Here is a 24920-nt window from a genome sequence, read left to right as displayed (position 1 = left end):
TTGCCATGTTATGAACCGATCGGTAACATGTCAAGTATTCCTTTGTGGCGGCAGGGCTTTGCCCGTGACGCCGGTGTGCGCACCGGACACAGCGCTTCGATGAAGCGAGGGCACGATCACCGTCCAGATTCAGTTTCAGGGAGGGCCGGAAATGGCCAAAGCGACAACGTCCGCCACGCGTGCGGGTAAGCCGGCGCGACACGTCACGCCCGCGCCGATCGCTCAACAGCATCTGCTCGATGCTGCCGTCGAGTTGTTTCATTCGGAAGGCGTGCGTGCGGTGGGTGTGGATGCGGTCGTCAAGCGCGCCGGCGTCAACAAGATGAGCCTGTATCGCCAGTATGCGTCGAAAGACGAACTGATTCTGGCGTACCTCGATTGCATGCAGACGGCGAGCCTGGGGCGCATCGACGAGAGCATCGCCAAACGTCCGGGCGAACCGCGTGCGCAGATGCTGCAAATCTTCGTGGATCTGGCCGAGCGGGCCAGCAAGCCCGGCTATCGCGGGTGCCCGTTCGTGAACGTCGCGGCGGAATTTCCGGACCCGACGCACGCCGCGCGGATCTCGGTGGTGAACTACAAGGCGGAAGTGGTGAAGCGCTTTACCGCGCTCGTCACAGCGGCGGGGTTGGCGGAGCCCGCGCCGCTGGTCGACGCACTGTGCCTGATTCTGGAAGGCGCCTACGCGGCGAGCCAGACCTTCGGGCCCGGCACGCCGCCGCTACGCATCCTGCCGACGGTCGCGCGTCAGATCATCGAAGCGGGCCTCGCGGGCGAACTGACAGCAGCGGCTTGAAGATTTCCGCTCAGGCTCGGCAGCTCGAATCGGAAGCGGGAGTCGGCGGCTTGCGTTGGCCTCCGCCGTCAGGCCGCCAGTCGCTGGAGTGCGACGGCAGCCGTCCCGCGCGTAACCGGCGTCTCGGCCGTCGTCCCATTCATCCGGAACGCCGCCACCGCCTGATCGAGCAAGCGTGCCTGATCTTCCATCGACGCCGCGGCGGCGGCAGCTTGCTCCACGAGCGCAGCGTTCTGCTGTGTGACTTCATCCATCTGCGTCACGGCCCGGCCGACTTGCTCGATGCCGTGACTCTGCTCGCTCGATGCCGCCGAAATCTCGCCCATGATGTCGGTCACGCGTCGCACCGCCTGCACCACGTCGTGCATCGTCTGACCGGCTTGTGCGACGAGCACCGAACCGTCCTGCACCCGGCCGTTCGACGATTCGATCAGTTCCTTGATCTCCTTGGCCGCCGCCGCGCTGCGTTGCGCCAGCGTGCGGACCTCACCGGCGACGACTGCGAAGCCGCGTCCCTGCTCGCCGGCCCGCGCGGCTTCCACGGCGGCGTTGAGCGCAAGAATGTTGGTCTGGAATGCAATGCCGTCGATCACGGCGATGATGTCGACCACCTTGCCCGAGCTTTGCGAGATGCCTTCCATCGTCTCGACGACCTGATCCACCACTTGCCCGCCGCGCACCGCAATGGCCGAGGCGTTCTCGGCCAGTTGGCTGGCCTGACGGGCGTTGTCCGCGTTCTGGCGGACCGTCGACGTCAGTTGTTCCATCGACGACGCCGTCTCTTCCAGCGCCGCTGCCTGCTGTTCGGTGCGCGCCGACAGATCGGTGTTGCCCTCGGCGATCTCGCGCGAGGCCAGTGTGATGGCGCCCGTGCCGCTGCGAATGCGTCCGATCATTTGCTGGAGGTTGCCCTGCATGCGTTGCATCGCGCAAAGCAGGCTGGTGCTGTCGCCCTGGCGAAGACGCACTTGCGTGAGCAGATCGCCGTCCGCAATGCGCGTTGCAATGTCGGCCGCGTATTCGGGCTCGCCCCCCAGACTTTGCTGGACGTTGCGAATGATGAGCAGCATGACGCCCGACACCGCGAGGCCGACCACTGCCAGCATTGCGCCCCAGCGCAGCAGCGCGCCGAGGAATGCGGCGTTGATGTCGTCGACGTAGACCCCCGTCGTCAGATACCAGTCCCACGGCGAGAACACGCCCACGCGACTGATCTTTTCGACGGGCTTGTCCGAACCGGGCTTCGGCCAGAGATACGTGACAAACGGATCGTTGGTGCGTGCCGCGGCCACGATGTCCGAAAACATGAGCTTGCCCGACGGGTCGCGGAACTGGCTCATGTCTTTGCCTTCGAGCTTCGGATTGACCGAGTTCAGCACGATGACGCGCTGCGAGTTCAAGATACCGAAATAGTTGTCGCCGTCGTATCGGATCGCGCCGATCTGCTCGCGAGCGAGCTTCTGGGCGTCGGCTAAGCTGATTTCGCCTCGTTCGGCGCGTGCCGCGTAGTGCCTGGCCAGACTCAGTCCCGATTCGACGACGTGGGTCAGACCCACGCGTCGCTCGGCCAGCATGGTGTCGCGCTGGGCCCAGGCGCCCCAGATCGCCATCGCCAGCAGGCTCACCCACATCAGTGCGACCGCCGACCACAATTTCGCTTTCAGACTCAAACGCTGCATTCCTTCGTCATCCCCACTGATTCCGCGCTGGTGTTGCGCTGGCGGCCGCGCGTGACGTGGTAGTACGTCCGGGCGGTCCGGTTATTGATCGGCTATGGACCGGCTATGGACCGGCTGTCCGTGCCTTCGGTGAAGGCACGGACCGAACGTGTGGTAACGGCAGTTTGGAGAGGGACTTGAGCTTTGGCGCGGTCCGGCCGGGCTTTGGCGGGATATCGCGGGCGTGGCGAGTGAGCAAACAGGCAAGCGGACGAACGAGTGAACAAGCGCCCGACGACGGCGCTTCACCGGGCGCCATCGGGCGCCATCGGGCGCCAGCGAGCGTGTTACCCGTGGATCACGACCATCAGCCCGCGTGCGACCGACTTGCCGGGGTTGCGGATGGCGTGGGCGCGGTCCGCCGGATAGCGGGCCGTCTCACCCGATTTGGCGCGCCGCGCGATGTGATCGACTTCGACGTCGACCTGACCGTCGAACACGGTGAAGTGCTCGCGGGTGCCCGGATCGTGCGGCTCGGAGACGAGGGCGGCCCCCGGTTGCAGCGTCAGTTCGTACCACTCGAACTTTCCGGCCAGCTCCATCGGTCCGAGGATTTTCAGCTGATAAGCCTGCTCGGCACCGGCCAGCGTAGGGGTTTCGTGCTTGCCGAAGACCCGCACCGGCTCGGGATCGCCCGCCGGGGCGCCCAACAACTGGTCGAGGCGCACGCCCAGTGCGTTGGCGAGCCGCCACGCCACGGCGATGGTCGGGTTGGCCTTGTCGCGTTCGATCTGCGAGAGCATCGACTTCGAGACGCCGGACGCGCGCGAGAGCGTCTCCAGCGTCATGCCGCGCTCCTTGCGCAACTGCTGAATCATGTCGCCGACCGGCGGCGGCGCGACGGGCGTCACTGCGGAAGTTGCGGGAGTACTTGCCATATGAATTCCGGGATATTAGAATTTTTCAATATATTGAAACTAGTTCAATATAAAGTATAGTTTCCGATAAGCTGTATGTCGTGATGGTAGCAGAGCGTGCCCGCAGGCATGCGGGGTTCCGGCCCATACCGCACGATTTCCACGATATCGAAGCCGGCCGACGCCCGAAAGCGCCGGCGGCATTCCCGGGCGGCGCCTCACGATGGTGCCGCTCGACGTATGAATGGCATAAATGAGGAGATGCGCCCGATGACCGCACATACCCCGGAGGCCCGCGAGGGCTTCTACCGTCAACTGACCGAACGACTTGAAGACACGCGCCGTCAGGGCCTTTTCAAGCAGGAACGCGTGCTCATGTCGCGGCAGGGACCGGAGGTCATGTGCGACGACGGACAAACGCGTATCAACCTGTGCGCCAACAACTACCTCGGCCTGTCCGGCAGCGAATCGCTCGTCAAGGCGGGGCAGAAGGCGTTGGAAGACTTCGGCTTCGGTCTGTCGTCGGTGCGTTTCATTTGCGGCACACAAGGCCCGCACAAGGAACTCGAAGCCCGCATCGCGGCGTTTCTCGGCACGGAAGACGCCATCCTGTACGCCGCCGCGTTCGATGCCAACGGCGGCGTGTTCGAACCGCTGTTCGACGAGCAGGACGCGATCATTTCCGACGCCCTGAACCACGCCTCGATCATCGACGGCGTACGGCTGTGCAAGGCGCAACGTCTGCGCTACGCCCACAACGACATGGAAGACCTCGAGCGCCAGTTGCAGGCGGCGGCCGGGGCGCGTCATCGCATCATCGTGACCGACGGCGTGTTTTCGATGGACGGCACGATCGCTCAGCTCGACCGCATCGTGGCGCTCGCCGAACAATACGGCGCGTTGATCATGATCGACGAATGTCATGCGTCGGGTTTCATGGGCCCGACGGGGCGCGGCACCCACGAACATCACGGCGTGCTCGGCAAGATCGACATCATCACCGGCACGCTGGGCAAGGCGCTGGGCGGGGCGATGGGCGGTTTCACGGCCGGGCGTCGCGAAGTGATCGAAACGCTGCGTCAGCGCTCGCGTCCGTATCTGTTCTCGAACAGTCTGGCACCGGCCATCGTGGGCACGTCGCTCGCCGTGTTCGACGAACTCGAACATTCGTCGGCGCGACGCGAGCAACTCCATGCGAATACCGCGTTCTTCCGTCAGGAAGTGGCGGCGCTGGGCTTCACGATCAAACCGGGCACGCACCCGATCGTGCCGGTCATGTTGTTCGACGCCACGCTCGCCCAGCGCTTCGCGCAGCGGCTCTACGAACTGGGCGTGATCGCCACCGGCTTCTTTTACCCCGTGGTCCCGCAAGGTCAGGCGCGCGTGCGCGTGCAACTCTCGGCGGCGCATACCCGCGAACATCTCACCCGTGCGCTGGCCGCGTTTGCCCAGGCCGGTAACGAACTCGGCATTCTCAAGCAAGGTTGATCATGGAACGAATTCTCATCATCGGCGCCAACGGGCAGATCGGCAGCGAACTCGTCGAAGCGCTCGCGGCGCAATACGGCAACGAGAATGTCGTCGCCACGGACATCGCGCCGGGGCCGTCGCGTCACGCGGTGCATTACGAGACGCTGGACGTGCTCGACGCGGCGCGTCTGGCTGCGCTGGTCGAGCGCTTCGGCATCACGCAGATTTTCCATCTGGCGGCGCTGCTCTCGGCCACGGGCGAGACCCGTCCGCTGCAAGCGTGGACGCTCAACATGAACGGCCTGCTCAACGTGCTCGAACTGGCGCGCGAGCATCAAGGCAAGGGACGTGGGCTGCGCGTGTTCTGGCCGTCGTCGATTGCCGCGTTCGGACCGCACACCCCGGCCGTCGAAACACCGCAGCTCGCCATCATGGACCCCACCACGATGTACGGCATCAGCAAGCAGGCGGGTGAGCGGCTGTGCGAGTACTACTTCACGAAGTTCGGTGTGGACGTGCGCAGCCTGCGCTATCCGGGCGTGATCAGCTTCAAGACGCCGCCCGGCGGCGGCACCACGGACTACGCGATCGAGATTTTCCAGGCAGCGCGCCGCGGCGAGACCTACACGTGCTTCCTGAAGGACGACGCCACGCTGCCGATGATCCACATGCCCGATGCCGTGCGCGCCACGCTCGAACTGATGAATGCCGACGCTGCGAAGCTGCGTGTGCGTTCTTCGTACAACGTGGCAGGTGTGAGTTTCGATCCGAAGACGCTGGCCGAGGCGATTGCGCGGCGGGTGCCGGGCTTCACCGTCAAGTACGCGCCGGACTTCCGCCAGGCGATCGCCGAGACGTGGCCGCATACGCTCGACGACACCCATGCCCGCTACGACTGGGGCTGGAAGCCCGCGTTCGATCTGGACGCAATGGTGGACGACATGCTCGCCAACGTACCGCTGGACTGGCATGCGCCGGTGCTGGGAAACGCGGCCTGAAAGACTGGGGAGGCCGCGGGGACCGCAGAGACTGAAGTCTTGCGCTGACGCTTACTTCGGGTGGTGCACCGCGTAGTAAGCCAGCGCGGCCACGACCGCACACGTGACGGCGAATGCCCGACGGCGCCAGCGGTAAGCCGGCGTGAGGCTGATGGCGCGTGCGCGGCCTTCCTCTTTCGAATGGTAGTAGCTCATATTGCACCTTCCGGATCTGGTACACGGTCTTCGCCGCGGAAAGAACCTGCTGACGTTTCTGCCGATGCGCCCCCCGGCACACGGCAGATCCCCGAACGGCTTCGGTTTGCGGCAGGTTCTGAATCGATTATGCGACCGCACAAAAACGACCGCTAATCAGTATCTATACCGATAGGTGTCGCCTTTTTGACACGCTCCCTCAATGGGCGAATCGTTTCGACGAGCACTTCCAGAGCGACCTGCCGTCTCTCATCCCACCTTGCTCGCCCGTTGCCACGGCCCGCGCGCGGGCGTTCCCCGTTTCGGTGCCTCGCCGCGCTGAAATCTCAATCGTCGAGGCATGCGAAGAATCCACATTTCTCCGCTTGCGCGGCGTCGTACGCACTGAAACAATGCCTGAAAACGGTGGCCACGCCGATGGTCGCTGCCAAGTCGTCGTTGAGATCACGCCTGGGGAGGGACGTGCCATGACGCCCGATACACGCCGCACCATCGTTTGCGGCCATCGCGGAACTGCCTTCGGGCGCACCGCGCGACTCGCTGTCGCTACCGTCGCCACCGTCGGCCTGTGTGGGCTATCGACGGCCTATGCGCAGGAAGCCATGCTGCGCGCCAACAATCAGGTCTGGCTCGGTGTCGGTGCCCAGCAGTTGAACTACTGGGAGACGATCGGACCGGGCAAGAGCGATTCCGAGAGCGGGACTACGGCGGCGTTTGCCCTGACCGCGTCCACGCAACGCCAGTTGTTCGGCATCTCCAATCTCTATTTCAGTGGTTCGGTGCGCGTGGCGCATGGCAACGTGAACTACGGCGGCTATTTGCAGGACACCGCCGGTCGCGTGATCCAGCCCGACTATCAGATGTCGACGCGCTCCACGGCCACAGACGTCACGCTCAAGGCCGGTAAAGCCATTCCGTTCCACCTCGGCACGTGGAATGCGCAGGTGATTCCGTATGTCAGCTACAGCTATCGCGACTGGATTCGCGACAGCAGCCGCGATCCCTATGGCTTCTACGAGCGATATCGTCACCACGTGGTCGGCGGCGGGTTGATGGGGCAGATGGAACTTACCTCGAAGCTGGTCGCGACGGCCGACATTCGTGCCGGTGCCATGCTCGGCGCATCGATGACGCTGGCGGGCTCGCAGAACAACTTCAGCCTCGGTAACAAACCGGTCGTCGTGGCCGGTTTCGGGCTCGACTATGCGATCGCCCGCAACTTCCACATCAATGCGACCTATGAATGGTCGCGCTTCCAGTACGGCCGTTCGGCGGCCACGCAGGTCGGCCCGGGCGTGAGCGCCTACGAGCCCGACTCGAAGACCATCAATCAGACGTGGATGATCGGCGCGGGATACGCCTTCTAGTCTTCCATGGGGGGGGGGCGTGATGAAGCTGACTGCGACGCCCTCGCTCAACCGATCCACAAACGACAACGCCGCGCGGCCGGATGGCTCGCGCGGCGTTGCTCTTTCAGCCGACGCTCATGCGTTCGTGCTGACGCGCATCAGGTCGCGCCTTCCACGTCTTCCAGACTGAACGTCTCCGTGTGGTCGTTGTACGAGAAGATCTCGGCGTAACGTCCCCAGTTGATGGCGGTGTCGAGCGTTTCCTGCGCGAGATCGTCCGACATCGAATCTTCCAGCTCCTGCTCGAAACGCACGCGCGGCGCGCGTTGCCCGCGACGCTCCTGCAAGACGGCCCGGATCTTCGCGGCCAGCGGCACGTGACGCAGCAGATGCTCGGCGAACAGCACCTTGCGCTCCTGCGTGCTGACGTCCACGAAGCGCTTGCCCGCAGCGGTCAGCAGAATGTCGCCTTCCTTGAGTTCCGCGAAGCCCAACTGGTCGAGAATTTCGGCCACCGGGAAGAGGTCGTCGACCTCCAGCAGCAGCGTTTGCGCGATGTCCGGCAAGTCGGCGCGGCCGTTGTAGGGCGGCACGGCGAGCGCTTCGAGCAGACCGGCCATCAGGTTGGTCGACACTTCATGCAGCGGACTGGAGAGTTCCAGCGGCATCTTCTGCGTGGTGTGGGCGTTGCGGCGCGAGGTCATCAGCGCGTAGATATCGTCCACCATCTTGCGGAAGGCCGGGTCGAGACGGTTGCGGCGATGCGCGAACGGCACCTTGATTTCGGCGACCACGCGGCCCGGATTCGACGACAGCACCAGAATCCGGTCGCACATGAACACCGCTTCCTCGATGTTGTGCGTGACGATCAGGATCGACTTGATCGGCAACTGACGCTGGCTCCACAAGTCGAGCAGGTCGGTACGCAGCGTTTCGGCCGTGAGCACGTCGAGTGCGGAGAACGGCTCGTCCATGAGCAGCAACGTCGGGTTCACGACGAGCGCGCGGGCGAAGCCCACCCGTTGTCGCATGCCGCCCGAGAGTTCGCGCGGATAGGCGTTCTCGAAGCCGTCCAGACCGATCAGATCGATGGCGGCGAGTGCGCGCTTGCGGCGCTCCTTCGGCTCGACGCCGAGGGCTTCGAGCCCGGCTTCCACGTTCTGCAACACGGTCAGCCACGGGAACAGCGCGAACGTCTGGAACACCATCGCCACGCCTTCGGGCGGCCCTTCGAGCGGCTGGCCCATGTAGCGGATGTCGCCCGAGCTTGGCTGAATCAGCCCGGCGATGATGCGCAGCAACGTCGACTTGCCCGAGCCCGAGCGGCCCAGCAGACCGACGATCTCGCCTTCATGCAGTTGCAGGTTCACCCCGTCGAGCACCTGACGCTCGTCGCTGCCCTTGCGAAAGCCACGGCTGACGTTGGCAAGCGAGAAGATCTCTTTTCCGGCGATCGGTTGGCCAGCGTAAGTATCGTTCGGCATCACGGTCCCTTCAATTCAGACGAAGCTTGTTTTCAGCGATGGCGTACATGGGGCGCCACAGCAAACGGTTGAACAGTACGACGAACAGCGCCATCACCGCGATGCCGAGCAGAATGCGCGGATAGTCGCCGGCGGCCGTCATTTGCGCGATGTAGGCGCCCAGCCCGTGCGCCGCGACCTTGTCGTCGCCCCATTGCACGTATTCCGAGACGATGGACGCGTTCCACGCGCCACCGGACGCCGTGATCGCCCCCGTCACGTAATAGGGGAAGATGCCCGGCAGCATGACCTGACGCCACCACTGCCAGCCGCGAATACGGAAGTTGGTGGCGGCTTCCTTGAAATCGTTCGGGAAGGCCGTGGCCCCGGCAATCACGTTGAACAGGATGTACCACTGCGTGCCCAGCACGATCAGCGGCGAGAGCCAGATGTCCGCGTTGAGGCGGAAGTGGACGATCAGCACCACGAAGATCGGGAACAGCAGGTTGGCCGGGAAAGCGGCGAGGAACTGCGCCAGCGGCTGGATACGCTCGGCGAGCTTCGGCCGCAGCCCGATCAACACGCCCAGCGGTACCCAGATGACCGAGGCAATGGCGATCAGCACGATCACGCGAACCAGCGTGATCAGACCGAGGCCGAACACGCGCAGGATCTCGGGGCCACCGACTTCGGCCAGCACGAACGAGCAGATTTTCCACGCGGCGGACACGCCCAGCACCACGAGCAGCGCGGCCCACAGCCAGTCGATTACGCGCGAAAGCGGCGAATTCGACTCGGAGTGGATGGCGGCCGGCAGCGAGACCGGCATGCGCATGCGCGCGATCGTGCGCAGCAGCTTGCCCAGCGGACGCAGCAGCAACTGGATCGCGCGCGTACGCTGAATGACGTTGAGCACCCACGACTCCGGCGCGGCCTGCGAGACCGTGTCTTCCAGGCGGAACTTGTCCGACCACGCGACCATCGGGCGGAACAGGAACTGGTCGTAAATGACGATGACGACGACCATCGCCAGAATCACCCAGCCCACGGCGCCCAGATCGCGCTGGAGGATGGCGGTGGCGAGGTAAGCGCCGATGCCCGGCAGCGTCACGGTCTTGTCGCCCACGGTGATCGCCTCGGAGGCCACCACGAAGAACCAGCCGCCCGACATGCTCATCATCATGTTCCAGATGAGGCCCGGCATCGAGTAGGGCACGTCGAGCTTCCAGAACCGCTGCCACGGCGAGAGGCGCAGGTTCACGGCGACTTCGGAGAGATCGCGCGGCTGGGTGCGCATCGACTGGTAGAACGAGAACGTCATGTTCCACGCCTGACTCGTGAAGATCGCGAAGATGGCGGCGCATTCGGCGCCGAGCACGCGACCCGGGAACAGGGCGAGGAAGAACGTGACGGTAAACGAGATGTAGCCCAGCACCGGCACCGACTGGAGGATGTCCAGCATCGGCACCAGCAGCTTTTCGGCGCGACGGCTCTTGGCGGCGAGCGTGCCGTAGACCAGCGTGAAGATCAGCGACGCCACCATCGCGGCCAGCATGCGCAGCGTGGTGCGTAACGCATACTCGGGCAGGTTGGCCGGATCCAGCGAGATGACCTCGGTATGCAGATCGGCCAGCGGGGCCCAGGTCTGGCGAATGCCCATCGAGCTGACCATCAGAAAACCGATGATGATCGGAAACGCAATGAAGTCCCAGCGATTGGGCAGCAGACGTCGCGCGGTGGCGGGGATGAACGGACGGGCTACGCGCGTCATCAAGACCTCGGTTGGATGAGGGTTCGGACGGACAACAGGACTGAAACGTCGGTGTGCGGCGCGGCAGCACGGCAACGACAAGCGACCAGCGACGTGATGCACGTGCAGCGACGGCAGCGGATGCTACCAGATTGCCCCGTAAAAAGATGTTAAAGCCGGTGTCATACATTGGCAAACCTCGCCGCCGGCAGGCGACTGTGGTTTTTATGCTGCACTGCGGGAAGAAGTGGTTTCATCGAGCGATACCGAATCGGCGTTATGGCCGAGGTGGACGAGGCGGGCGATGTGGGCGATGTGGGAGATGTGGGAGATTCGTGCCCGTGCTTTCGGAAAACGCTTCAAAAAATGCCGCTTTCCCGCTCGGGTAACGAGGGGGAAATTCGCGGTTCCGGACACCGCTAAATGGAACGTTGATGATGTGAACTTTATTAGCGTTGCACAGACCAATTCCCGCGGCTTGCTTCGCGCCGTGCGGTCGTGTAGTGTGCACCGCTTGCTCGGGCTACGGCGCCTGTTGCCGAGGGGGATCACGCCCCGGCGTTCGAATGGCTTGCCGGTCCGTCTCCCTCCAATTCCCAGACAAGCAAGGATGCGCCGCATGACGACGCCATTAGACGCGCGTTGCGAGCGTGCACGACAACTGAGTGCCGCCGGCCGGCTCGACGAGGCGATCGCCGAGTTACGTCAAGTTCTGAAACAATCCCCCGAATTTCTGCCCGCGCTCGAAGGGCTTGCCTATGTCTCGCTGCGCATGAGCGCCTTCGAATCGGCGGCAGACGCCTTCGATCGGCTGCTGGCGCTCGTGCCGCGCCCCGGGGCGCAGGCCACGTTCGACGCTGCCATGGCCAGTCTCCAGGCCGGCCGCCCGATGCGGGCCGAGGCGCTGTTCGAAGCCACGGTGCAGCAATCGCCGGACGTCATCGGCACGCTGCACACCATCGGCCTGACGTGGGCGCAGGCGGGCGACAACGCCCGTGCGCTCGTCTGGTTCGAGCGCACGGCGGCCAAGGCGCCTGCCCTGTGGCAAGCGCACTTCAACCGTGGCCGGGCACTGGGCGCGCTGGGTCGCTTCGACGAAGAAATCGCCGCCTACCGGCTCGCCAATGCCATCGCGCCGGCGCAGCCCGATCCGCTGGTCAATCTCGGCGTGGCGCTGCGCGAGCAGCATGCGTTCGACGACGCCCTGCAATGCCTGCATCAGGCCGTGAAGCTCGCCCCCGATCATGCTGGCGCGCGTACCAACCGCGCACAGACGAATCTCCTGCTGGGCGAGTTCGAGCACGGCTGGCACGATTACGAATGGCGCTGGCAGGATGGCGCTCAGCAACGGCGTTTCAACGACCGTTTGTGGGACGGCAAGGCGCCGCTGGCCGGCAAGACCGTGTTCGTCTATAGCGAACAGGGGTTCGGCGATACGTTGCAGTTCGTGCGTTTCGTGCCGCGTCTGGTCGCGATGGGGGCGACGGTCGTGCTGTCGGTGCAGGCGCCGCTCGTGACGTTGCTGGGCGGTTTCGCGCGCGGCGTGACGGTGCTCGGCGAGCATATGCCGGTGCCGTCGTTCGACTGGCAGATGCCACTGCTCAGCTTGCCGCACCTGCTCAAGGTGGGGGGCAACGTGGCAGCGCATTCGCCTGCGCATGCCTCCCCGCACGCGTCTTATCTGCGCGCGAGCGCCGGGCGCGAGATGATCTGGCGTTCGATGCTCGGTCACAAGCCGGAAGGCGCATTGCGCATCGGTTTCGTGTGGCGCACGCGGCCGTTCCCGCCGGGCCGCGATATTCCCCTCAAGCACTGGGCGCCGCTGTTCGCAACGAATGCGCAGTGGTATTCGTTGCAGGTCGACGCCACGGACGAGGAGCACGCCGAGCTGGCGAGCTATCGCAAGGCACACGCCAACGTGCATGACATCGGCGCGAAGCTCAGCGATTTCGCCGAGACGGCGGCTGTCATTGCCCAGATGGATCTGGTGATCACGGCCGATACGGCGGTGGCGCATCTGGCTGGCGCGCTGGGCAAGCCGGTGTGGGTGCTGTTGAGTTTCACGCCGGACTGGCGCTGGCAACTGTCGCGGCGCGACAGCGACTGGTATCCGTCCGTTTCGCTTTATCGCCAGCCGGCGCGTGGCGATTGGGATGCGGTGATGGCGCAGGTCGGTCAGGACGTCGCCGCGATTGCCTCGCGGGAGTCCGACGTGGTTGCCGCGCCGTAAGGGAAGTCAGGGAATCTCGCAAGGCCGACATCGGCCGGAAACGACGACGCAGTTCGATCCTGAGCGGCGTCGTCCAGTTTCCGGTGCGGTGCAGCCGATGCAGCCAGTACGGCCAATGCGGTATGACGTCGGCTCAGCCAGCGTCGGCGTCGTCGTCATCTCGCAGTCGGGTGTAGATGTTCCAACTGGCGATGAACAGGGCGGCGACGAGCGGTCCGATCACGAAGCCGGTCAGGCCGATGAGCGACATGCCGCCGAGGGTGGAGATCAGCACGACCCAGTCGGGCAGCTTGGTGTCCTTGCCCACGAGGATCGGGCGCAGCACGTTGTCCACCAGACTTACGATGGTGCCGCAGAAGGCGAACAGAATGACCGCCTTCCAGATCGCTCCCGAGAGCAGCAGCCAGATGCCCACGGGCACCCAGACCACTGCCGCGCCCACGGCGGGCAGCAGCGACAGAAAGGCCATCACTACGGCGGCCAGCACGAACCCCTGAATGCCGAGCACCGCGAAAATGAAGCCACCGAGCACCCCTTGTGCCACGGCCACGGCGATGTTGCCCTTGACTGTCGCGCGCACGACCGTGGTGAACTGGCGGATCAACTGACTCTTGTGACGCTCGTCGAGCGGCAGCGCGCGACGCACCATCGCGCCGAGAGCGGTGCCGTCGCGCAACAGGAAAAACAGCAGATAGAGCATCACGCCGAAGCTCACGAGCAACTGCGCCGTATTCTGGCCGATGCTCACGAGGTAGACGGCGACGAGGCGTCCGATCTGCGCGGCGCCGTCGGCGAGCTTCTGCTGAATGGCGTTGATGTCCTGCACGCCGGCCAGGTCCATGATCCGGTGAACGCCGGCGGGCAGGCGGTCGAGCAATTGCTGGAATTCGACCGTCAGTTGCGGCAGATCGGTGCGAAAGCGCAGGAGTGCGGTACTGATTTCCTGCGTCATCATGCCCACGACCAGCGTGAGCGGCAGAATCACGATTACCAGAATCAGGGCCAGCGTAGTGAGTGCGGCGAGGTTGGGGCGTCCGCGCATGCGCGCCAGCATGCGGCGCTGCACCGGCTGGAACAGCACGGCGAGGATCGTCCCCCAGAAGACGGCGCCGAACAGGGGAAACAGAATCCAGCCGAACGCGACTGTCACCACGAACAACATCAGGTGGAAAAACTTGCGTTGGTCGCTACGACTCGACATGAGGCTTCCTTGCAGATGACGACGGACCGGGTGGCACGTCACTCGTTCTTATAGCAGAACCGGACGTCGGTTACCCGACGGTGCCCTGAGCGTGATGGATGATGCGCGCTACGAGCGGGTGGCCTTCGCCACGTCGCGAGCGAATGGCGTGGATGTCTTCGTGCACGCCGTCGGGGCGTCCCAGCCAGCGCAGCCCGCGCAGCACCGAGACATCTCCCGCACCGGCTTCACTGAGCGGAAACACGCCCAGACCGCGGGTGGCGAACACGGCCATCAATGCGCTGTCTTCGAATTCGCCGACGATATTCGGACGAATGCCCTGTACCTCGAACCACTGATCGAGCCGGGCGCGCAGGGCGGAGTGTCCCGTCGGCAATAATACGGGCAGTGCCGTCAGACATTGCGGAAAGGTGTCGCGCGAGGTGTTACGCACGATCGACGCCGGTCCGTACCAGTCGACGGGCGAATCAACCAGCCGTTCGCTCGCCAGTCGCAGGGTCGGGTTGTATGGCGCGGGCTGACTCGCCAGGACGAGGTCGAGTTTGTGCAGGGCGAGTTCGGCGAGCAGTTGCTCGTGCTCGCCTTCGTGGCAAACGAGTCGCAACGAGGGCGTGTCGAGCACCGGTGCGAGAATGGCGTGAGCGGCGAGTTTCGAGATGCCGTCGGCGAGACCTACCGACAGGCGCGCCACCCGGCCGCTTGCCGCTTCGCGGACTTCGTCGGGGATCGACTGGCCGAGGCGGAAGATTTCTTCGGCGCGGCGAAAGGCCGCCTGACCGGGCTCGGTCATGGTCACGCCGCGCCCGAGGGGTTTGAGCAGTTGGTGGCCGAGCGACTTTTCCAGTTCGCGGACTTGCGCGCTGATCGTCTGCACGGCCATGTCGAGGCGCTCGGCGGCGCGGGCGAAGCCGCCTTCCTTGACGACCACCCAGAAGTAGTAAAGATGGCGGTAATTGAGCATAGTTGGGGTGCTTCGGAAAAACCGAACTGAAGTGAAGTATATAGCTGGTTTTTGCGAAGCATGAGTTCGACGATGATGCTGTCCTGAGCCCGCACCCGTGGATTCACGTCAGGTGGGGGATATGAAGGGAGGTCCGCAGCCCATTGAATGGCGAGGCTGGCGGATGCACCAATAACCATACGGAAAACTCTGGCGCATATATGGACTATCTACTTGCTTTGGCGGCTGACCCGGCGGTGTGGGCAGCGCTTGTCACGCTGGTGGTCATGGAGGTCGTGCTCGGCATCGACAACCTGATCTTTATCTCGATCCTTACGAACAAACTGCCGTTGTCGATGCGTGCGCGCACGCAGAAGATGGGTATCGCGCTGGCATTGATCATGCGGCTGGCCTTGCTGGGCACGGTGGCCTGGATCGCCAAGCTCACGGCGCCGCTGTTCGAGATGTTCGGACACGGATTCTCGTGGCGCGACCTGATCCTGATCGCGGGCGGCCTCTTCCTCGTGTGGAAGGCGACGAAGGAGATGCATCACCACGTGGCGCTGGGCAGCGGAGACGACGACGCGCATGGCGAGGGCGGCTCGGGGGCGGGCGCGCTTGCCACGATCACGGCGCGTGCGGCTGTGCTGCAGATCATCATGCTGGATATCGTGTTCTCGATCGACAGTATTGTGACGGCCGTGGGCATGACCGAACACATCCCGATCATGTTCATTGCGGTGATTGCGGCAGTCACAGCGATGCTGTTCATGGCGGGTCCGCTCTCGCGCTTCATCGCGGCGAACCCGACGGTGGTCATGCTCGCGCTCGGCTTCCTGCTGGTGATCGGGATGACGCTGATCGCAGAAGGCTTCGGCTCGCACATCCCGAAGGGTTACATCTACGCGGCCATGGCGTTCTCGGCCTTCGTCGAAGGACTGAACATGCTCACACGCCGGGCCAAGGCACGTCGTGACGCGGAGAAGGCGCGGGTGGTGCACTAAGTCATGCGATAGGTCCGGTGCCTCCGGGCACCCGATAGCAGTTTGCTGTCGATGGGACGCGGTCAGTGAGTGATCGCGGAAGGGATCAGCGGTGCCGGCAAACGTCGGCACCGCTTTTTTACGTCCAGAGGAAAGACGCGCTCAGTGCCGCCCTCGCGCATTCGGGAGGTTCGCGCACGCACGTTGTGCGCACGGTCGCACGCCAGCAACGGCGCAGTCGGCGCATGTCGTCCCATGGAAGGCGGTTCGAAATTCCCGAAGTTAAGTGAATGAAAATACAGGTTTTTCAGTCGCCACATGCCCGATACATTGAAGGCGTTGTCTTTTACGTGACGGAGCGAAACGATGAAATGTCCTGTGTGCGGTATCCCGGATCTGCTGATGACGGAGCGTCAGGGAGTGGAGATCGATTACTGTCCGAGCTGTCGCGGTGTGTGGCTCGATCGGGGTGAACTGGACAAGTTGATCGAGCGCACGGATGGCGGGGCGGGAGCATCGGCCCATACGGCGCGCGGTGACCATGACAGGAGCCGTCGTGAGTCCGACGGGCGCTCGAACGGCCACGCGAATGCGCAGGAGTATCGCGATGACGATCGCGAGTATCGGGAGGGCCGCGACAATCGTGACCGCCACCATGGCTACGACGACCGTCGCCGCTATCACGACCGCCCGCGCAAAAAGAAATCGCTGTTCGAGATGTTCGACTTCGATTGATCGGGCCGCAAGACGTAAAGGCCTTTGCGGATACTCTCGCCAGACGTTGTTTCTTGCATCGGGGACGTGCGTGCAGTCCCCGATGCATCAGTGAGCGGCGCAGCCGAAATAGCCGACTCCGTGGCACCTTTGTGGTGACGTACTTTGCGTTACGAGGCGTTGGATTATCGAAAGCGATGCCGGGCTTGCCGACCTACGAGGTATGGCCTAAGAGTGGGTATGGGAATTGACTGCGGATGGCAGTGAGAATCTCGCCAAACGACGAAGCAGATCGTGTTCGATCGATGTTCGGAAGGCAATAAAAAAACGGCTTCCATCGCTGGAAGCCGTTCTCAAATTTGGTGGCGAATCAGGGACTCGAACCCCGGACCTGCGGATTATGATTCGGCGTGTGACGCGGTAAGTTTTTGAAAAATAACGCAATCTGACCGTAAACGATCGAAATCAAAAGTTGTTTAGTGTCAGTAGTTTAGCGTAATTTCGGGCAAGCGAAAAAACTGGCTACTGCACTTCCGGTGCACTGAGAACAGGGGACGAAGGAGTGTGTATGGCCGGATATATCAAACGTCACTGATCGACCCGAAGCGGTCGGCCGCCGCCGCGGCACGAATGTCGGTCGAGGTCCTGCTAGGCGACAGATGAACAGATGCGTCGGCAGTTTTACACGGTGCGGCGCGCTACCGTCGACGATCTCTCGAGTTCTGAGTTGCGATCGGCCGAGGAAGGTCTCGGGAAAACGTCAAACTGCATCATACAACGGAGCAGGGATCGCCCAGTTCGTCAGCACCGTCGGGTGAGTGCTCGCCAGATACAGCGACTCGGCGGCTTTCGCGCAGTCTCACGGTACCTAAATTTAGCGACCTGCGGACAGGATTGTGGCCGGAGCGAGGCCGAGCTCTCTCGCGTAAGCGTCCAGATGCTCTCCGACATGGACGTTTAACGTCTCGATGAATCGCTTAATTTTCGCGTCAACGAACTGGCGCGACGGATACACGGCGTAGACATTGCGGACGTGTGTGTGGTACTGCGGCAGCACGCGAACGAGCGCGCCGCTGCGCAGGTCATCCATCGCTGAGAACGCTGCAAGGAGGCCGATGCCGGCCCCATCTCGAAGGGCTTGTGACATAGCGTCCATATCGTTGACGCTGAAGCTTGGCCCGGTCGGGCGGAAGGTAGCGTTGCCAGCAACGCTCTCGAGGCGCCACTCGTCGGGCGCGTAATCGACTGTCCCGAGCAGAACGCAGTGATGGTCGATAAGGTCTTCCGGGCACGTCGGCGCCGGATGCGCTGCCAGATACTCAGGTGATGCTGCGAGGATGCAATGGCTGGTGCCTATGTTCTGGCTGACGTAGGCTGAATCGGGCAGCGTTCGTGTAATCACAATACCGACGTCAAGTTGTTCCTCGAGCAGATTCGGCATGCGCTGGGACAGCAGGAGGTCGACCGAGACCTCCGGATACGAGTTGCGGTAGGCCATAACGGCGCGAGTCACCAGGTGGCGTCCAAGTCCGGGCACCGAGTGAACGCGCAACGTGCCGCGCGGCTCCAGCAGGGCGTCCCGCGCCTCGGCCTCAGCATGCTCCACGTCGGTCAGGATGGCCACGCACCGGTCGTAGAACCGCCGTCCTGCGTCGGTGATGACAAGACGACGCGTCGAGCGCTGCATGAGCCGGGTGTCCAGCGACTCCTCGAGCACCGAAACAGCGCGCGAAATGTTTCCTACAGTCGTGTCGAGGTGGTTCGCAACCGCAGTGAAGCTCCCCATTTCGACAACCTTTGCAAAAACCGACATGTTATATAACTTGTCCATCTTATCCGTCCCATTCGTCTTAATTCATCATCTCGGTTCCGCGCCGTGCGGTCCACGTGCCACGGTGTACGGGCGCCCGCCCATCATCGGCAAGCGCCGCATGATGTGTCGGTAAGCGTAACCGGTCAGAGTGCACGGATTTTCCCTCTCACGGAAAGAATCATTCTTTCTGCCCTGCCTAAAACCGGGGAGGCATCTCGCCTAGACTTGGTTCCGCAGACAGGCACTCATTGACAGCCGTAAGCCAAAGCCACTTCTCTAGCGTCGCATGACCTTACCATGCCGGGAGAAGCCAGTTATCCGCCTAGGCATCAATGTTAATTAATTCGAATTACTAAGTATATTGAGGTTGAAAAAATGACCGCTCACTACGACTCCCTCTTTCTTTTCATCAATGGTGAATGGATTGCTGCCAGCGAACGCGATACCGCTCCTGTCGTTAATCCCGCTACGTTGCAGGAACTGGGCCGCGTACCGCTTGCAACGGCGTCTGACCTTGAGCAGGCGTTGCAGACAGCGAAGCACGCGTTCGACGTGTGGCGCAACACTGTGCCGGCGGAGCGCGCACGTATTCTAAAAGATGGCGCGAACTTGATTCGTGTGCGTGCCGCTCACATTGCCGAGCTGCTGACGCTGGAAGAAGGCAAGCCTCTCGCCGAGAGCCGCGATGAAGTGCTGCGTGCAGCCGAATACTTCGAATGGTTCGCGGAAGAGGCGCGTCGTATCGATGGTCGCGTTGTCCCGTCGAATCGCCCGGGCGTGCAACAACTGGTGAAGAAGCAGGCCATCGGGCCGGTCGCCGCCTTCACGCCGTGGAATTTCCCGGCAATCACGCCTGCCCGCAAGCTTTCGGCGGCGCTGGCTGCCGGCTGTAGCGTCATTATCAAGCCGGGCGAGGAAAGCCCCGCAACTGCGCTCGCGCTCGCCCGCGCACTCGACGATGCAGGTTTACCCAAGGGCGTGCTGCAGGTGGTCTTCGGAGTACCAGATGAGGTGTCGAAGACTCTGATTGCATCGCCGATTATCCGCAAGGTGACGTTCACGGGCTCCGTTCCTATTGGCCGACTGCTCGCCGCGCGGGCCGCCGAAGGCGTCAAACCTATTACGCTTGAACTCGGCGGCCACGGCCCCGTGCTCGTGTTCAAGGACGCCGACGTCGAACGTGCTGCTGTCGAAGGCGCTGCGAACCGATTCCGCGGCACCGGCCAGATCTGCATCTCGTCGACGCGCTTCCTGATTCAGCGCGAGGTCTACGACGAGTTCGTTGGCCACTTCGTGTCCGCGACCCAGGCGCTCAAGGTGGGCGATGGCATGCAGCCCGGCACGCAGGTCGGCCCGCTCGCGAATCCGCGGCAGGTTGCAAAGATGGAAGAACTCGTCGCCGATGCGGTGGCGCGCGGCGCAAAGGTGCTGGTCGGCGGCAAGCGCATCGCGGGTGACGGCTACTTCTTCGAACCGACCGTACTTGCCGATGTGCCGATGGACGCCCGCGTGATGCACGAGGAGCCGTTCGGTCCCATCGCGCTGCTGATGCGTTTCGACCAACTGGGAGACGGCCTCGCCGAAGCGAACCGCCTGCCGTATGGTCTCTCGGCTTATGCGTTCACGAACAACGCGCGCACCGCCCTCGACGTTGGCGACGGGCTGGAAGCCGGGATGATTGGCATAAACCAGTACCGCATCGTGTCCACCGAACTTCCTTTCGGCGGGCTCAAGGAAAGCGGAATTGGCTCCGAAGGTGGCGCCGAAGGCATCGAGTTCTATCTCACCAACAAATTCATCAGCCAAATCTGAGGAGCACCCAATCTTGTCAAAAGCTAATTTCGACAGCCCGCGTGAAGCCGCACGCGCATTCACGCCGAAGCTTGCAGCGCTCGTCGACGACGTGCTGTTCCCGCAGGTCTGGGCCGATCCGGCGCTTTCGTCGCGCGATCGCAGCCTCGTGACCGTCGCCGCCCTGATTGTCGGCGGCCACCACGACGAGCTTCCCGCTCATTTGCGCCGTGCTGTGAGCAACGGGGTCAAGCGCGAGGAACTCGCAGCAACCATTACCCACCTCGCGTTCTACGCAGGTTTTCCGGCCGCTATCTCGGCATCCGCCGCCGCGCAATCGGCGCTCGGCAACGTACAGGCATAACAGGACAAGCAATCATGAAAGCCATCACCTTCAACGAATTCGGCGATGCCGACGTTCTCAAACTCGCCGACGTTCCCGACCCGGAATTGCGCCCCGACGACCTGCTGGTCCGTGTCCATGCGGCCGGCGTGAACCGCGCCGACATCACGCATCGCCGCGGCGGATACGGCCGGCCGAATTTCGGCGACTCAACCATCATGGGGCTGGAAATCGCGGGCGAGGTACTGGAGGTCGGCGCGTCGGTCGAAGGCTATAAGGTTGGCGACCGCGTCATGGGCGTGGTCGGCGGCGGCGCGTACGCCGAAATTGCCCGCATCGACTGGCGTATGGCGATGCGGATTCCGGAGCAGCTTGATTACGTGCATGCGGCGGCCATCCCCGAAGTGTTCGTCACCGCGCATGAAGCGATGATGCATCTCGGCCGCCTCAAGCAAGGAGACTCCGTGCTCATTCACGCGGCGGCAGGCGGTGTTGGTTCCGCTGCGGTCCAGTTCGCATACGCAACCGGAGCGAGCGTGTTCGCGACCGCTGAGGCGTCGAAGCTCGAACGCGTTGTGCAACTGGGCGCCGATCATGTCATCGACTACCGCACGCAGGATTTCGCAGCCGTCGTTGCCCAGAAGACTGGTGGGCGGGGCGTCGATGTTGTAATTGATTTCGTTGGAGAACCGTATTTCGCACGCAATATTGCTTCCCTCGCGCACGGAGGGCGTCTTGTGCAAGTGGGGATTCTGGGTGGGGGTGGGCAGGTGAGTGTCGACCTTGAGACCATTTTGTACCGCCATATCCAGATTATCGGCACGGTCATGAAGTCGCGCGCCCAGGCTGAGAAGCACGCTATGGTCCGGCGTTTCCGTGAACATTGGCTCAACCGCTTCTCCGGAGGCCGGCGCCTCGAGCCTGTCGTCGACAGTACGTATCCTCTGGCGCGAGCTGCCGATGCCCATCGACGCATGGAATCGGCGGAAAATGTGGGGAAAATTATCCTGACGACGAACTGAGCTGCGGCGACTGGCTTTGGGATACGCTCCGACATGGGTGGCTGGGACTTGTCGAGTTTCAGCCACCTATCGCTGCCGATTGAGTGTCGCATCTTGGCCGACCTCGGCCATTTATGCAAGGCTGTTTTCGACCCTGAGGCGACTATAGACTTGACCAAGATTGCATAGGCTGTTCCGAGAAGAAACCATGGTGGCGATTCGCTACTTTCGTGCATTGATTGCTACGCCAATACTTGCCAAAGGGCATTGATCCGTCTTTGTACTCACAAGCCAAGCGCCGTGGCACGACGTTTGAACGAACGCCTCGGAAAGACTAGTCTACGAGACACTGGGGCAACGATTTCTTCACTCAGTTGCATTGACCGGTTGAACCACAGCCATAAGCGGTCAGTCCGATGCGTCTAAAATATTGGCATTTAGAACGATGCGCTAGGCTGGAACCCTTCATTCAGTTGAGTCGCCCGGTAAATCGCTCTTCTGGAAGTCCCGCAGCGACAACGGCCTCGGCTTTTATCAGCGCGCCATCGGAATCTGTCGGCTTATCCAGCCCTATCCGCGCGCTGGTGCTGTACAGCGTTGCATAACCGGGGCCCGCTAACACTGGGCAAGTGGTTTGTACACACGGTGATTCGATAACACGGTCAACACTGCCGTCTAGCGCGTAACGCACCACTCTGCTGCCGCCCCATTCGGCATTCCAGAGGAATCCTTGAGCATCAATGCAAGAACCGTCAGGAGCGCCCTGACCGTCGACTGTCGTGAACACACGCTGGTTTTCCAGCGAAGGGTAATCGCAGCAGGAAATGCATCCCTGTAGAGAATCCGCGTAGTACAGGGTATAACCGTCCGGACTGAAACAGATGCTGTTCGGGATCGCTACTGCGGGAAGGTCGAGCGTTTCTGTTTCGAGCGTCACCGCATTGAGCCGGTGAAATCTGCCTATGGTTTGCATCCGCTCATTGGCGTCCATCGTGCTGAATACAAAGTTACCCATGCGGTCGCAGCGGCCATCATTGATCCGGGTTCCGTGCACACCAGGCGTGACTGCAATTTTGCTGAAACGGCCGGTGTTCAACTGGTAGTAGCCTAGGCAAGATGCCAACCCCATCAGCAATACATCTTCGTCTGCCGTGAGGGCAAATGAGCCTAGCGGCTCGGGTAATGACCAGCGCTGCACTTGACCAATTGTGGGGTTCAGAGCACGCAACTCGCAGCAGGGGATGTCGGTCCAGAACAGGCGTCCGGTTCTTTCACACCAGACAGGGCACTCGCCAAGCAGGCTGGTGGTGTCGGCTAGGAGTTTAAACATGGCGGCGTCCTAAGAAACAGGATGAGGTAAACAAGACAGTCAGTTGGAGAAAAGCGCGGACCACCTGTCACCGAACAGGGCGATGGCCAAGCCTGCGAGCATCACCATCACCCCGGCCAACTTGACGAAAGACACCGGTCTTTCCAATGCCCCCATCAAGCCGAAATGATCGATAACCAAAGACGAAATGATTTGCCCGGCGATAGCGAGGCCAAGCAGGGCTGACAGACCGATTTTCGGCGCAAGCACCACATAGCTAAGCAAGGCGCCGGCACCCAGCAAGCCGCCCAGCAGGCTCCACAAAGGCTGGGCAGGGATAGCCGCCAGCGAGACCAATATCCCGCCGCGCATCGATGAAAAAATACCCAGGCATACCGCTCCGGCAGTAAAAGAAAACAGCGCCGCCGCTACGGAATCTCCACCCAGACCTTTAGCGAGTTGGCCATTAAGTGTGGTCTGCAGGGTGATGCCAAGCCCCGCACAGATGGCCAGCAGATAGTAGGCTGCGTTCATCTCACGCCACCTTACTGGGCTGACTCAAGCGGCAGGAATGTCTCGGCAAACACATCCGGCTGATAGCCTGCAGCAGCAAACAGATGCTCACGCGACTCGTCGATCGCAGCACGCAGCTTTTCGCTATCTACGCCCAGCACCTTGCCGCCGCGCTTGACGATACGCCCGCCAATCATGACCGTGTCGACATTGCTTCGCTCTGCTGCGTGTACTACGGTGCCAAAGGCATTGCCTGACGGGTAAAGGTTGATGTCCTGTGCGTTGATAAGGATCAGATCCGCCTGTTTGCCGGGAGCCAGGCTGCCGACTTTGTCCTGCAAGCCGGCACAGGTGGCGCCGTCGACAGTCGCGGCTTTGAGCAGGCCATGGGCGGGCAGGGTCACCACTGGACTATGGCCTTCACCGCAGCAGCGCTGCTGGTGCATGCCCATGACGCGTTGCAAGTAGAACGCCACCCGCATCTCCATAAACATGTCGCCGCTGTAGGAGGTTTCGTTATCGACGCTCAGCCCCGGACTGATGCCATGACGCTGGGCCGACTGCAAGGCAAACATTCCATCTTCAATGCCGTAGTGGGCATCGGAACGTGGGCATACGTTGACCCGCACACCAGCCTCGCGAAGGATTTTCCAGCCGGCGTCCGGCAGCGCGGTGCAGTGGTTGAAGATGTTGTCGGAGCGCAGCAGGCCCTCGCTATGCAAGCCCTCTAGTTCATTTGCCATGTCCCCACCAAAAAACTCGGTGATGATCGGTAGCCCCAGGCGTCTGGCCTCAGCCCACAGGTCAGGTTCCAGCTGCGCCATCACTGCCAGCGAGAGCAGCGGGTTGTCACCGTTCTTGATGTATTTTTTCTGCAGACGCTCCAGGTTGCCCGGCCAGTGGGCTTGGTCCCACTCACCCGCAACCGGCGCCCCCGAGGCGTGTACGGCGCGTATGCCTGCATCGAGCAGGGCCTCGACCGCGGCATCGGAGTGCTCACCGGTGCGGCTGTTATGCGAATTGTCCACCAGGGTTGTGATGCCCGCATCGATGCAACCCAATGCGCTCAGGAGGTTGCCGATATACATATCGGCCGGGCGATAATACTTGGCGAACGAGAAGTGGGTTGCGTTGCAGTAGTCCTCCAGAGTGGCGGCGTTCGGGTTTATTCGCCGTAATTGCCCTTCCCAGGAGTGGCGGTGCGTGTCGACCATGCCCGGCATGGCGATCATGCCGGATGCCTCGATCACGACAGCGTCGTCGGCTTCGAGATTTTCGCCGATGGCCATGATGGTGCTGCCTTCAATAAGGATATCGCCGCGCGCCAGATTGCCGATATCTTCGTCCATGCTCAGCACAGTGGCCCCGCGGATAACTGTGCGGGCGGCCGGAGCGGCCGGGGCCTGCATGATGCTGCGGTTGTATTCAGCCATTTCGGTACACCTCGTCAAATTTCGTTGGAAGAAATATACGCAAGGCGATACTG

General features: G+C 62.5%; 21 protein-coding genes and 1 pseudogene. 11 read left to right on the top strand and 11 right to left on the bottom strand.

Going from position 1 to position 24920, the window contains the following annotated elements; genetic code table 11:
• Positions 1–151 precede the first annotated feature (151 nt).
• The gene (locus PCA20602_RS02885) at positions 152–796 is read left to right on the top strand and encodes a TetR/AcrR family transcriptional regulator (protein ID WP_150719864.1); all 645 of its coding nucleotides are present in this window, start codon (positions 152–154) and stop codon (positions 794–796) included.
• A 68-nt stretch (positions 797–864) separates the two neighbouring features.
• Here PCA20602_RS02885 and PCA20602_RS02880 read toward each other — a convergent pair whose 3' ends face one another.
• Both PCA20602_RS02880 and PCA20602_RS02875 read right to left on the bottom strand, forming a co-directional pair.
• A complete protein-coding gene (locus PCA20602_RS02880) occupies positions 865–2475 on the bottom strand; it encodes a methyl-accepting chemotaxis protein (RefSeq protein WP_150719863.1) in 1611 nt (536 codons plus the stop codon).
• Positions 2476–2801: 326 nt separating this feature from the next.
• Positions 2802–3392: a helix-turn-helix domain-containing protein gene (locus PCA20602_RS02875; protein WP_174980727.1), complete on the bottom strand. Its 591-nt coding sequence runs from the start codon at positions 3390–3392 to the stop codon at positions 2802–2804.
• A gap of 249 nt (positions 3393–3641) precedes the next feature.
• Between PCA20602_RS02875 and kbl the strand changes: the two genes are divergently transcribed.
• Positions 3642–4859, top strand: a complete 1218-nt coding sequence (kbl, locus tag PCA20602_RS02870; protein ID WP_069342481.1) for a glycine C-acetyltransferase — start codon at positions 3642–3644, stop codon at positions 4857–4859.
• Positions 4860–4861: 2 nt separating this feature from the next.
• Complete coding sequence (locus tag PCA20602_RS02865) at positions 4862–5839, top strand: NAD-dependent epimerase/dehydratase family protein (RefSeq protein WP_150719862.1); 978 nt, start codon at positions 4862–4864, stop codon at positions 5837–5839.
• Between the two features lie 51 nt (positions 5840–5890).
• Here PCA20602_RS02865 and PCA20602_RS25510 read toward each other — a convergent pair whose 3' ends face one another.
• Positions 5891–6034, bottom strand: a complete 144-nt coding sequence (locus PCA20602_RS25510; RefSeq protein ID WP_170836233.1) for a hypothetical protein — start codon at positions 6032–6034, stop codon at positions 5891–5893.
• A 467-nt stretch (positions 6035–6501) separates the two neighbouring features.
• Here PCA20602_RS25510 and PCA20602_RS02860 point away from each other — a divergent pair, with 467 nt between their 5' ends.
• Positions 6502–7401 (top strand): hypothetical protein, encoded by a 900-nt coding sequence (locus PCA20602_RS02860; protein ID WP_150719861.1) that lies wholly within the window; start codon positions 6502–6504, stop codon positions 7399–7401.
• A gap of 140 nt (positions 7402–7541) precedes the next feature.
• On the opposite strand, the gene PCA20602_RS02855 is transcribed toward PCA20602_RS02860, so the two are convergent.
• Both PCA20602_RS02855 and PCA20602_RS02850 read right to left on the bottom strand, forming a co-directional pair.
• Positions 7542–8867 (bottom strand): ABC transporter ATP-binding protein, encoded by a 1326-nt coding sequence (locus PCA20602_RS02855; RefSeq protein WP_069342485.1) that lies wholly within the window; start codon positions 8865–8867, stop codon positions 7542–7544.
• Positions 8868–8877: 10 nt separating this feature from the next.
• Complete coding sequence (locus PCA20602_RS02850) at positions 8878–10617, bottom strand: ABC transporter permease (RefSeq protein ID WP_150719860.1); 1740 nt, start codon at positions 10615–10617, stop codon at positions 8878–8880.
• A 598-nt stretch (positions 10618–11215) separates the two neighbouring features.
• Between PCA20602_RS02850 and PCA20602_RS02845 the strand changes: the two genes are divergently transcribed.
• Entirely contained in the window at positions 11216–12826 is a 1611-nt protein-coding gene (locus PCA20602_RS02845; RefSeq protein ID WP_174980725.1) for a tetratricopeptide repeat protein, read from the top strand.
• 133 nt (positions 12827–12959) lie between these two features.
• Here PCA20602_RS02845 and PCA20602_RS02840 read toward each other — a convergent pair whose 3' ends face one another.
• Together PCA20602_RS02840 and PCA20602_RS02835 are read right to left on the bottom strand one after the other, a co-directional pair.
• A complete protein-coding gene (locus PCA20602_RS02840) occupies positions 12960–14027 on the bottom strand; it encodes an AI-2E family transporter (protein WP_150719858.1) in 1068 nt (355 codons plus the stop codon).
• A 70-nt stretch (positions 14028–14097) separates the two neighbouring features.
• The gene (locus PCA20602_RS02835) at positions 14098–14988 is read right to left on the bottom strand and encodes a LysR family transcriptional regulator (protein ID WP_150719857.1); all 891 of its coding nucleotides are present in this window, start codon (positions 14986–14988) and stop codon (positions 14098–14100) included.
• A gap of 200 nt (positions 14989–15188) precedes the next feature.
• Here PCA20602_RS02835 and PCA20602_RS02830 point away from each other — a divergent pair, with 200 nt between their 5' ends.
• Together PCA20602_RS02830 and PCA20602_RS02825 are read left to right on the top strand one after the other, a co-directional pair.
• Positions 15189–15971 (top strand): TerC family protein, encoded by a 783-nt coding sequence (locus tag PCA20602_RS02830; protein ID WP_150719856.1) that lies wholly within the window; start codon positions 15189–15191, stop codon positions 15969–15971.
• A 345-nt stretch (positions 15972–16316) separates the two neighbouring features.
• Positions 16317–16685, top strand: coding sequence for a TFIIB-type zinc ribbon-containing protein (locus tag PCA20602_RS02825; protein WP_150719855.1), 369 nt, complete (start codon positions 16317–16319; stop codon positions 16683–16685).
• An 853-nt stretch (positions 16686–17538) separates the two neighbouring features.
• Here PCA20602_RS02825 and PCA20602_RS02820 read toward each other — a convergent pair.
• Positions 17539–18495: a LysR family transcriptional regulator gene (locus PCA20602_RS02820; protein ID WP_150719854.1), complete on the bottom strand. Its 957-nt coding sequence runs from the start codon at positions 18493–18495 to the stop codon at positions 17539–17541.
• 357 nt (positions 18496–18852) lie between these two features.
• Here PCA20602_RS02820 and PCA20602_RS02815 point away from each other — a divergent pair, with 357 nt between their 5' ends.
• The 4 genes and pseudogenes from PCA20602_RS02815 to PCA20602_RS26325 form a co-directional block, all read left to right on the top strand.
• A complete protein-coding gene (locus PCA20602_RS02815) occupies positions 18853–20289 on the top strand; it encodes an NAD-dependent succinate-semialdehyde dehydrogenase (RefSeq protein WP_150719853.1) in 1437 nt (478 codons plus the stop codon).
• Positions 20290–20302: 13 nt separating this feature from the next.
• Positions 20303–20632 (top strand): carboxymuconolactone decarboxylase family protein, encoded by a 330-nt coding sequence (locus PCA20602_RS02810; RefSeq protein WP_150719852.1) that lies wholly within the window; start codon positions 20303–20305, stop codon positions 20630–20632.
• 14 nt (positions 20633–20646) lie between these two features.
• Entirely contained in the window at positions 20647–21633 is a 987-nt protein-coding gene (locus PCA20602_RS02805; RefSeq protein ID WP_150719851.1) for an NAD(P)H-quinone oxidoreductase, read from the top strand.
• 218 nt (positions 21634–21851) lie between these two features.
• Positions 21852–22003, top strand: a pseudogene (locus PCA20602_RS26325) (IS30 family transposase); the annotation flags it as partial.
• Between the two features lie 78 nt (positions 22004–22081).
• On the opposite strand, the gene PCA20602_RS02800 reads toward PCA20602_RS26325, so the two are convergent.
• The 3 genes from PCA20602_RS02800 to PCA20602_RS02790 are packed head-to-tail and all read right to left on the bottom strand — an operon-like array spanning position 22082 to position 24867.
• Positions 22082–22942: an SMP-30/gluconolactonase/LRE family protein gene (locus tag PCA20602_RS02800; protein ID WP_150719850.1), complete on the bottom strand. Its 861-nt coding sequence runs from the start codon at positions 22940–22942 to the stop codon at positions 22082–22084.
• Between the two features lie 39 nt (positions 22943–22981).
• A complete protein-coding gene (locus PCA20602_RS02795) occupies positions 22982–23455 on the bottom strand; it encodes a DMT family transporter (protein WP_150719849.1) in 474 nt (157 codons plus the stop codon).
• A gap of 11 nt (positions 23456–23466) precedes the next feature.
• A complete protein-coding gene (locus PCA20602_RS02790) occupies positions 23467–24867 on the bottom strand; it encodes an amidohydrolase family protein (protein ID WP_150719848.1) in 1401 nt (466 codons plus the stop codon).
• Positions 24868–24920: the final 53 nt, after the last annotated feature.

Source organism: Pandoraea capi (genome assembly GCF_902459735.1).
GTDB classification, from domain to species: Bacteria; Pseudomonadota; Gammaproteobacteria; order Burkholderiales; family Burkholderiaceae; genus Pandoraea; species Pandoraea capi.
The sequence above is the reverse complement of the archived record's forward strand: the minus strand, read 5'-3'. Positions and strand labels throughout refer to the sequence as shown.

Excerpts from the sequence above, each read along its gene's own strand:
- PCA20602_RS02800 (WP_150719850.1), bottom strand. The coding sequence starts at position 22,942 with ATGTTTAAACTCCTAGCCGACACCACCAGCCTGCTTGGCGAGTGCCCT.
- PCA20602_RS02830 (WP_150719856.1), top strand. The coding sequence starts at position 15,189 with ATGGACTATCTACTTGCTTTGGCGGCTGACCCGGCGGTGTGGGCAGCG.
- PCA20602_RS02795 (WP_150719849.1), bottom strand. The coding sequence starts at position 23,455 with ATGAACGCAGCCTACTATCTGCTGGCCATCTGTGCGGGGCTTGGCATC.
- PCA20602_RS02845 (WP_174980725.1), top strand. The coding sequence starts at position 11,216 with ATGACGACGCCATTAGACGCGCGTTGCGAGCGTGCACGACAACTGAGT.
- PCA20602_RS02850 (WP_150719860.1), bottom strand. The coding sequence starts at position 10,617 with ATGACGCGCGTAGCCCGTCCGTTCATCCCCGCCACCGCGCGACGTCTG.
- PCA20602_RS02880 (WP_150719863.1), bottom strand. The coding sequence starts at position 2,475 with ATGCAGCGTTTGAGTCTGAAAGCGAAATTGTGGTCGGCGGTCGCACTG.
- PCA20602_RS02825 (WP_150719855.1), top strand. The coding sequence starts at position 16,317 with ATGAAATGTCCTGTGTGCGGTATCCCGGATCTGCTGATGACGGAGCGT.
- PCA20602_RS25510 (WP_170836233.1), bottom strand. The coding sequence starts at position 6,034 with ATGAGCTACTACCATTCGAAAGAGGAAGGCCGCGCACGCGCCATCAGC.
- PCA20602_RS02860 (WP_150719861.1), top strand. The coding sequence starts at position 6,502 with ATGACGCCCGATACACGCCGCACCATCGTTTGCGGCCATCGCGGAACT.
- PCA20602_RS02835 (WP_150719857.1), bottom strand. The coding sequence starts at position 14,988 with ATGCTCAATTACCGCCATCTTTACTACTTCTGGGTGGTCGTCAAGGAA.
- PCA20602_RS02885 (WP_150719864.1), top strand. The coding sequence starts at position 152 with ATGGCCAAAGCGACAACGTCCGCCACGCGTGCGGGTAAGCCGGCGCGA.
- PCA20602_RS02805 (WP_150719851.1), top strand. The coding sequence starts at position 20,647 with ATGAAAGCCATCACCTTCAACGAATTCGGCGATGCCGACGTTCTCAAA.
- PCA20602_RS02840 (WP_150719858.1), bottom strand. The coding sequence starts at position 14,027 with ATGTCGAGTCGTAGCGACCAACGCAAGTTTTTCCACCTGATGTTGTTC.
- PCA20602_RS02855 (WP_069342485.1), bottom strand. The coding sequence starts at position 8,867 with ATGCCGAACGATACTTACGCTGGCCAACCGATCGCCGGAAAAGAGATC.
- PCA20602_RS02875 (WP_174980727.1), bottom strand. The coding sequence starts at position 3,392 with ATGGCAAGTACTCCCGCAACTTCCGCAGTGACGCCCGTCGCGCCGCCG.
- kbl (WP_069342481.1), top strand. The coding sequence starts at position 3,642 with ATGACCGCACATACCCCGGAGGCCCGCGAGGGCTTCTACCGTCAACTG.
- PCA20602_RS02815 (WP_150719853.1), top strand. The coding sequence starts at position 18,853 with ATGACCGCTCACTACGACTCCCTCTTTCTTTTCATCAATGGTGAATGG.
- PCA20602_RS02790 (WP_150719848.1), bottom strand. The coding sequence starts at position 24,867 with ATGGCTGAATACAACCGCAGCATCATGCAGGCCCCGGCCGCTCCGGCC.
- PCA20602_RS02820 (WP_150719854.1), bottom strand. The coding sequence starts at position 18,495 with ATGGACAAGTTATATAACATGTCGGTTTTTGCAAAGGTTGTCGAAATG.
- PCA20602_RS02865 (WP_150719862.1), top strand. The coding sequence starts at position 4,862 with ATGGAACGAATTCTCATCATCGGCGCCAACGGGCAGATCGGCAGCGAA.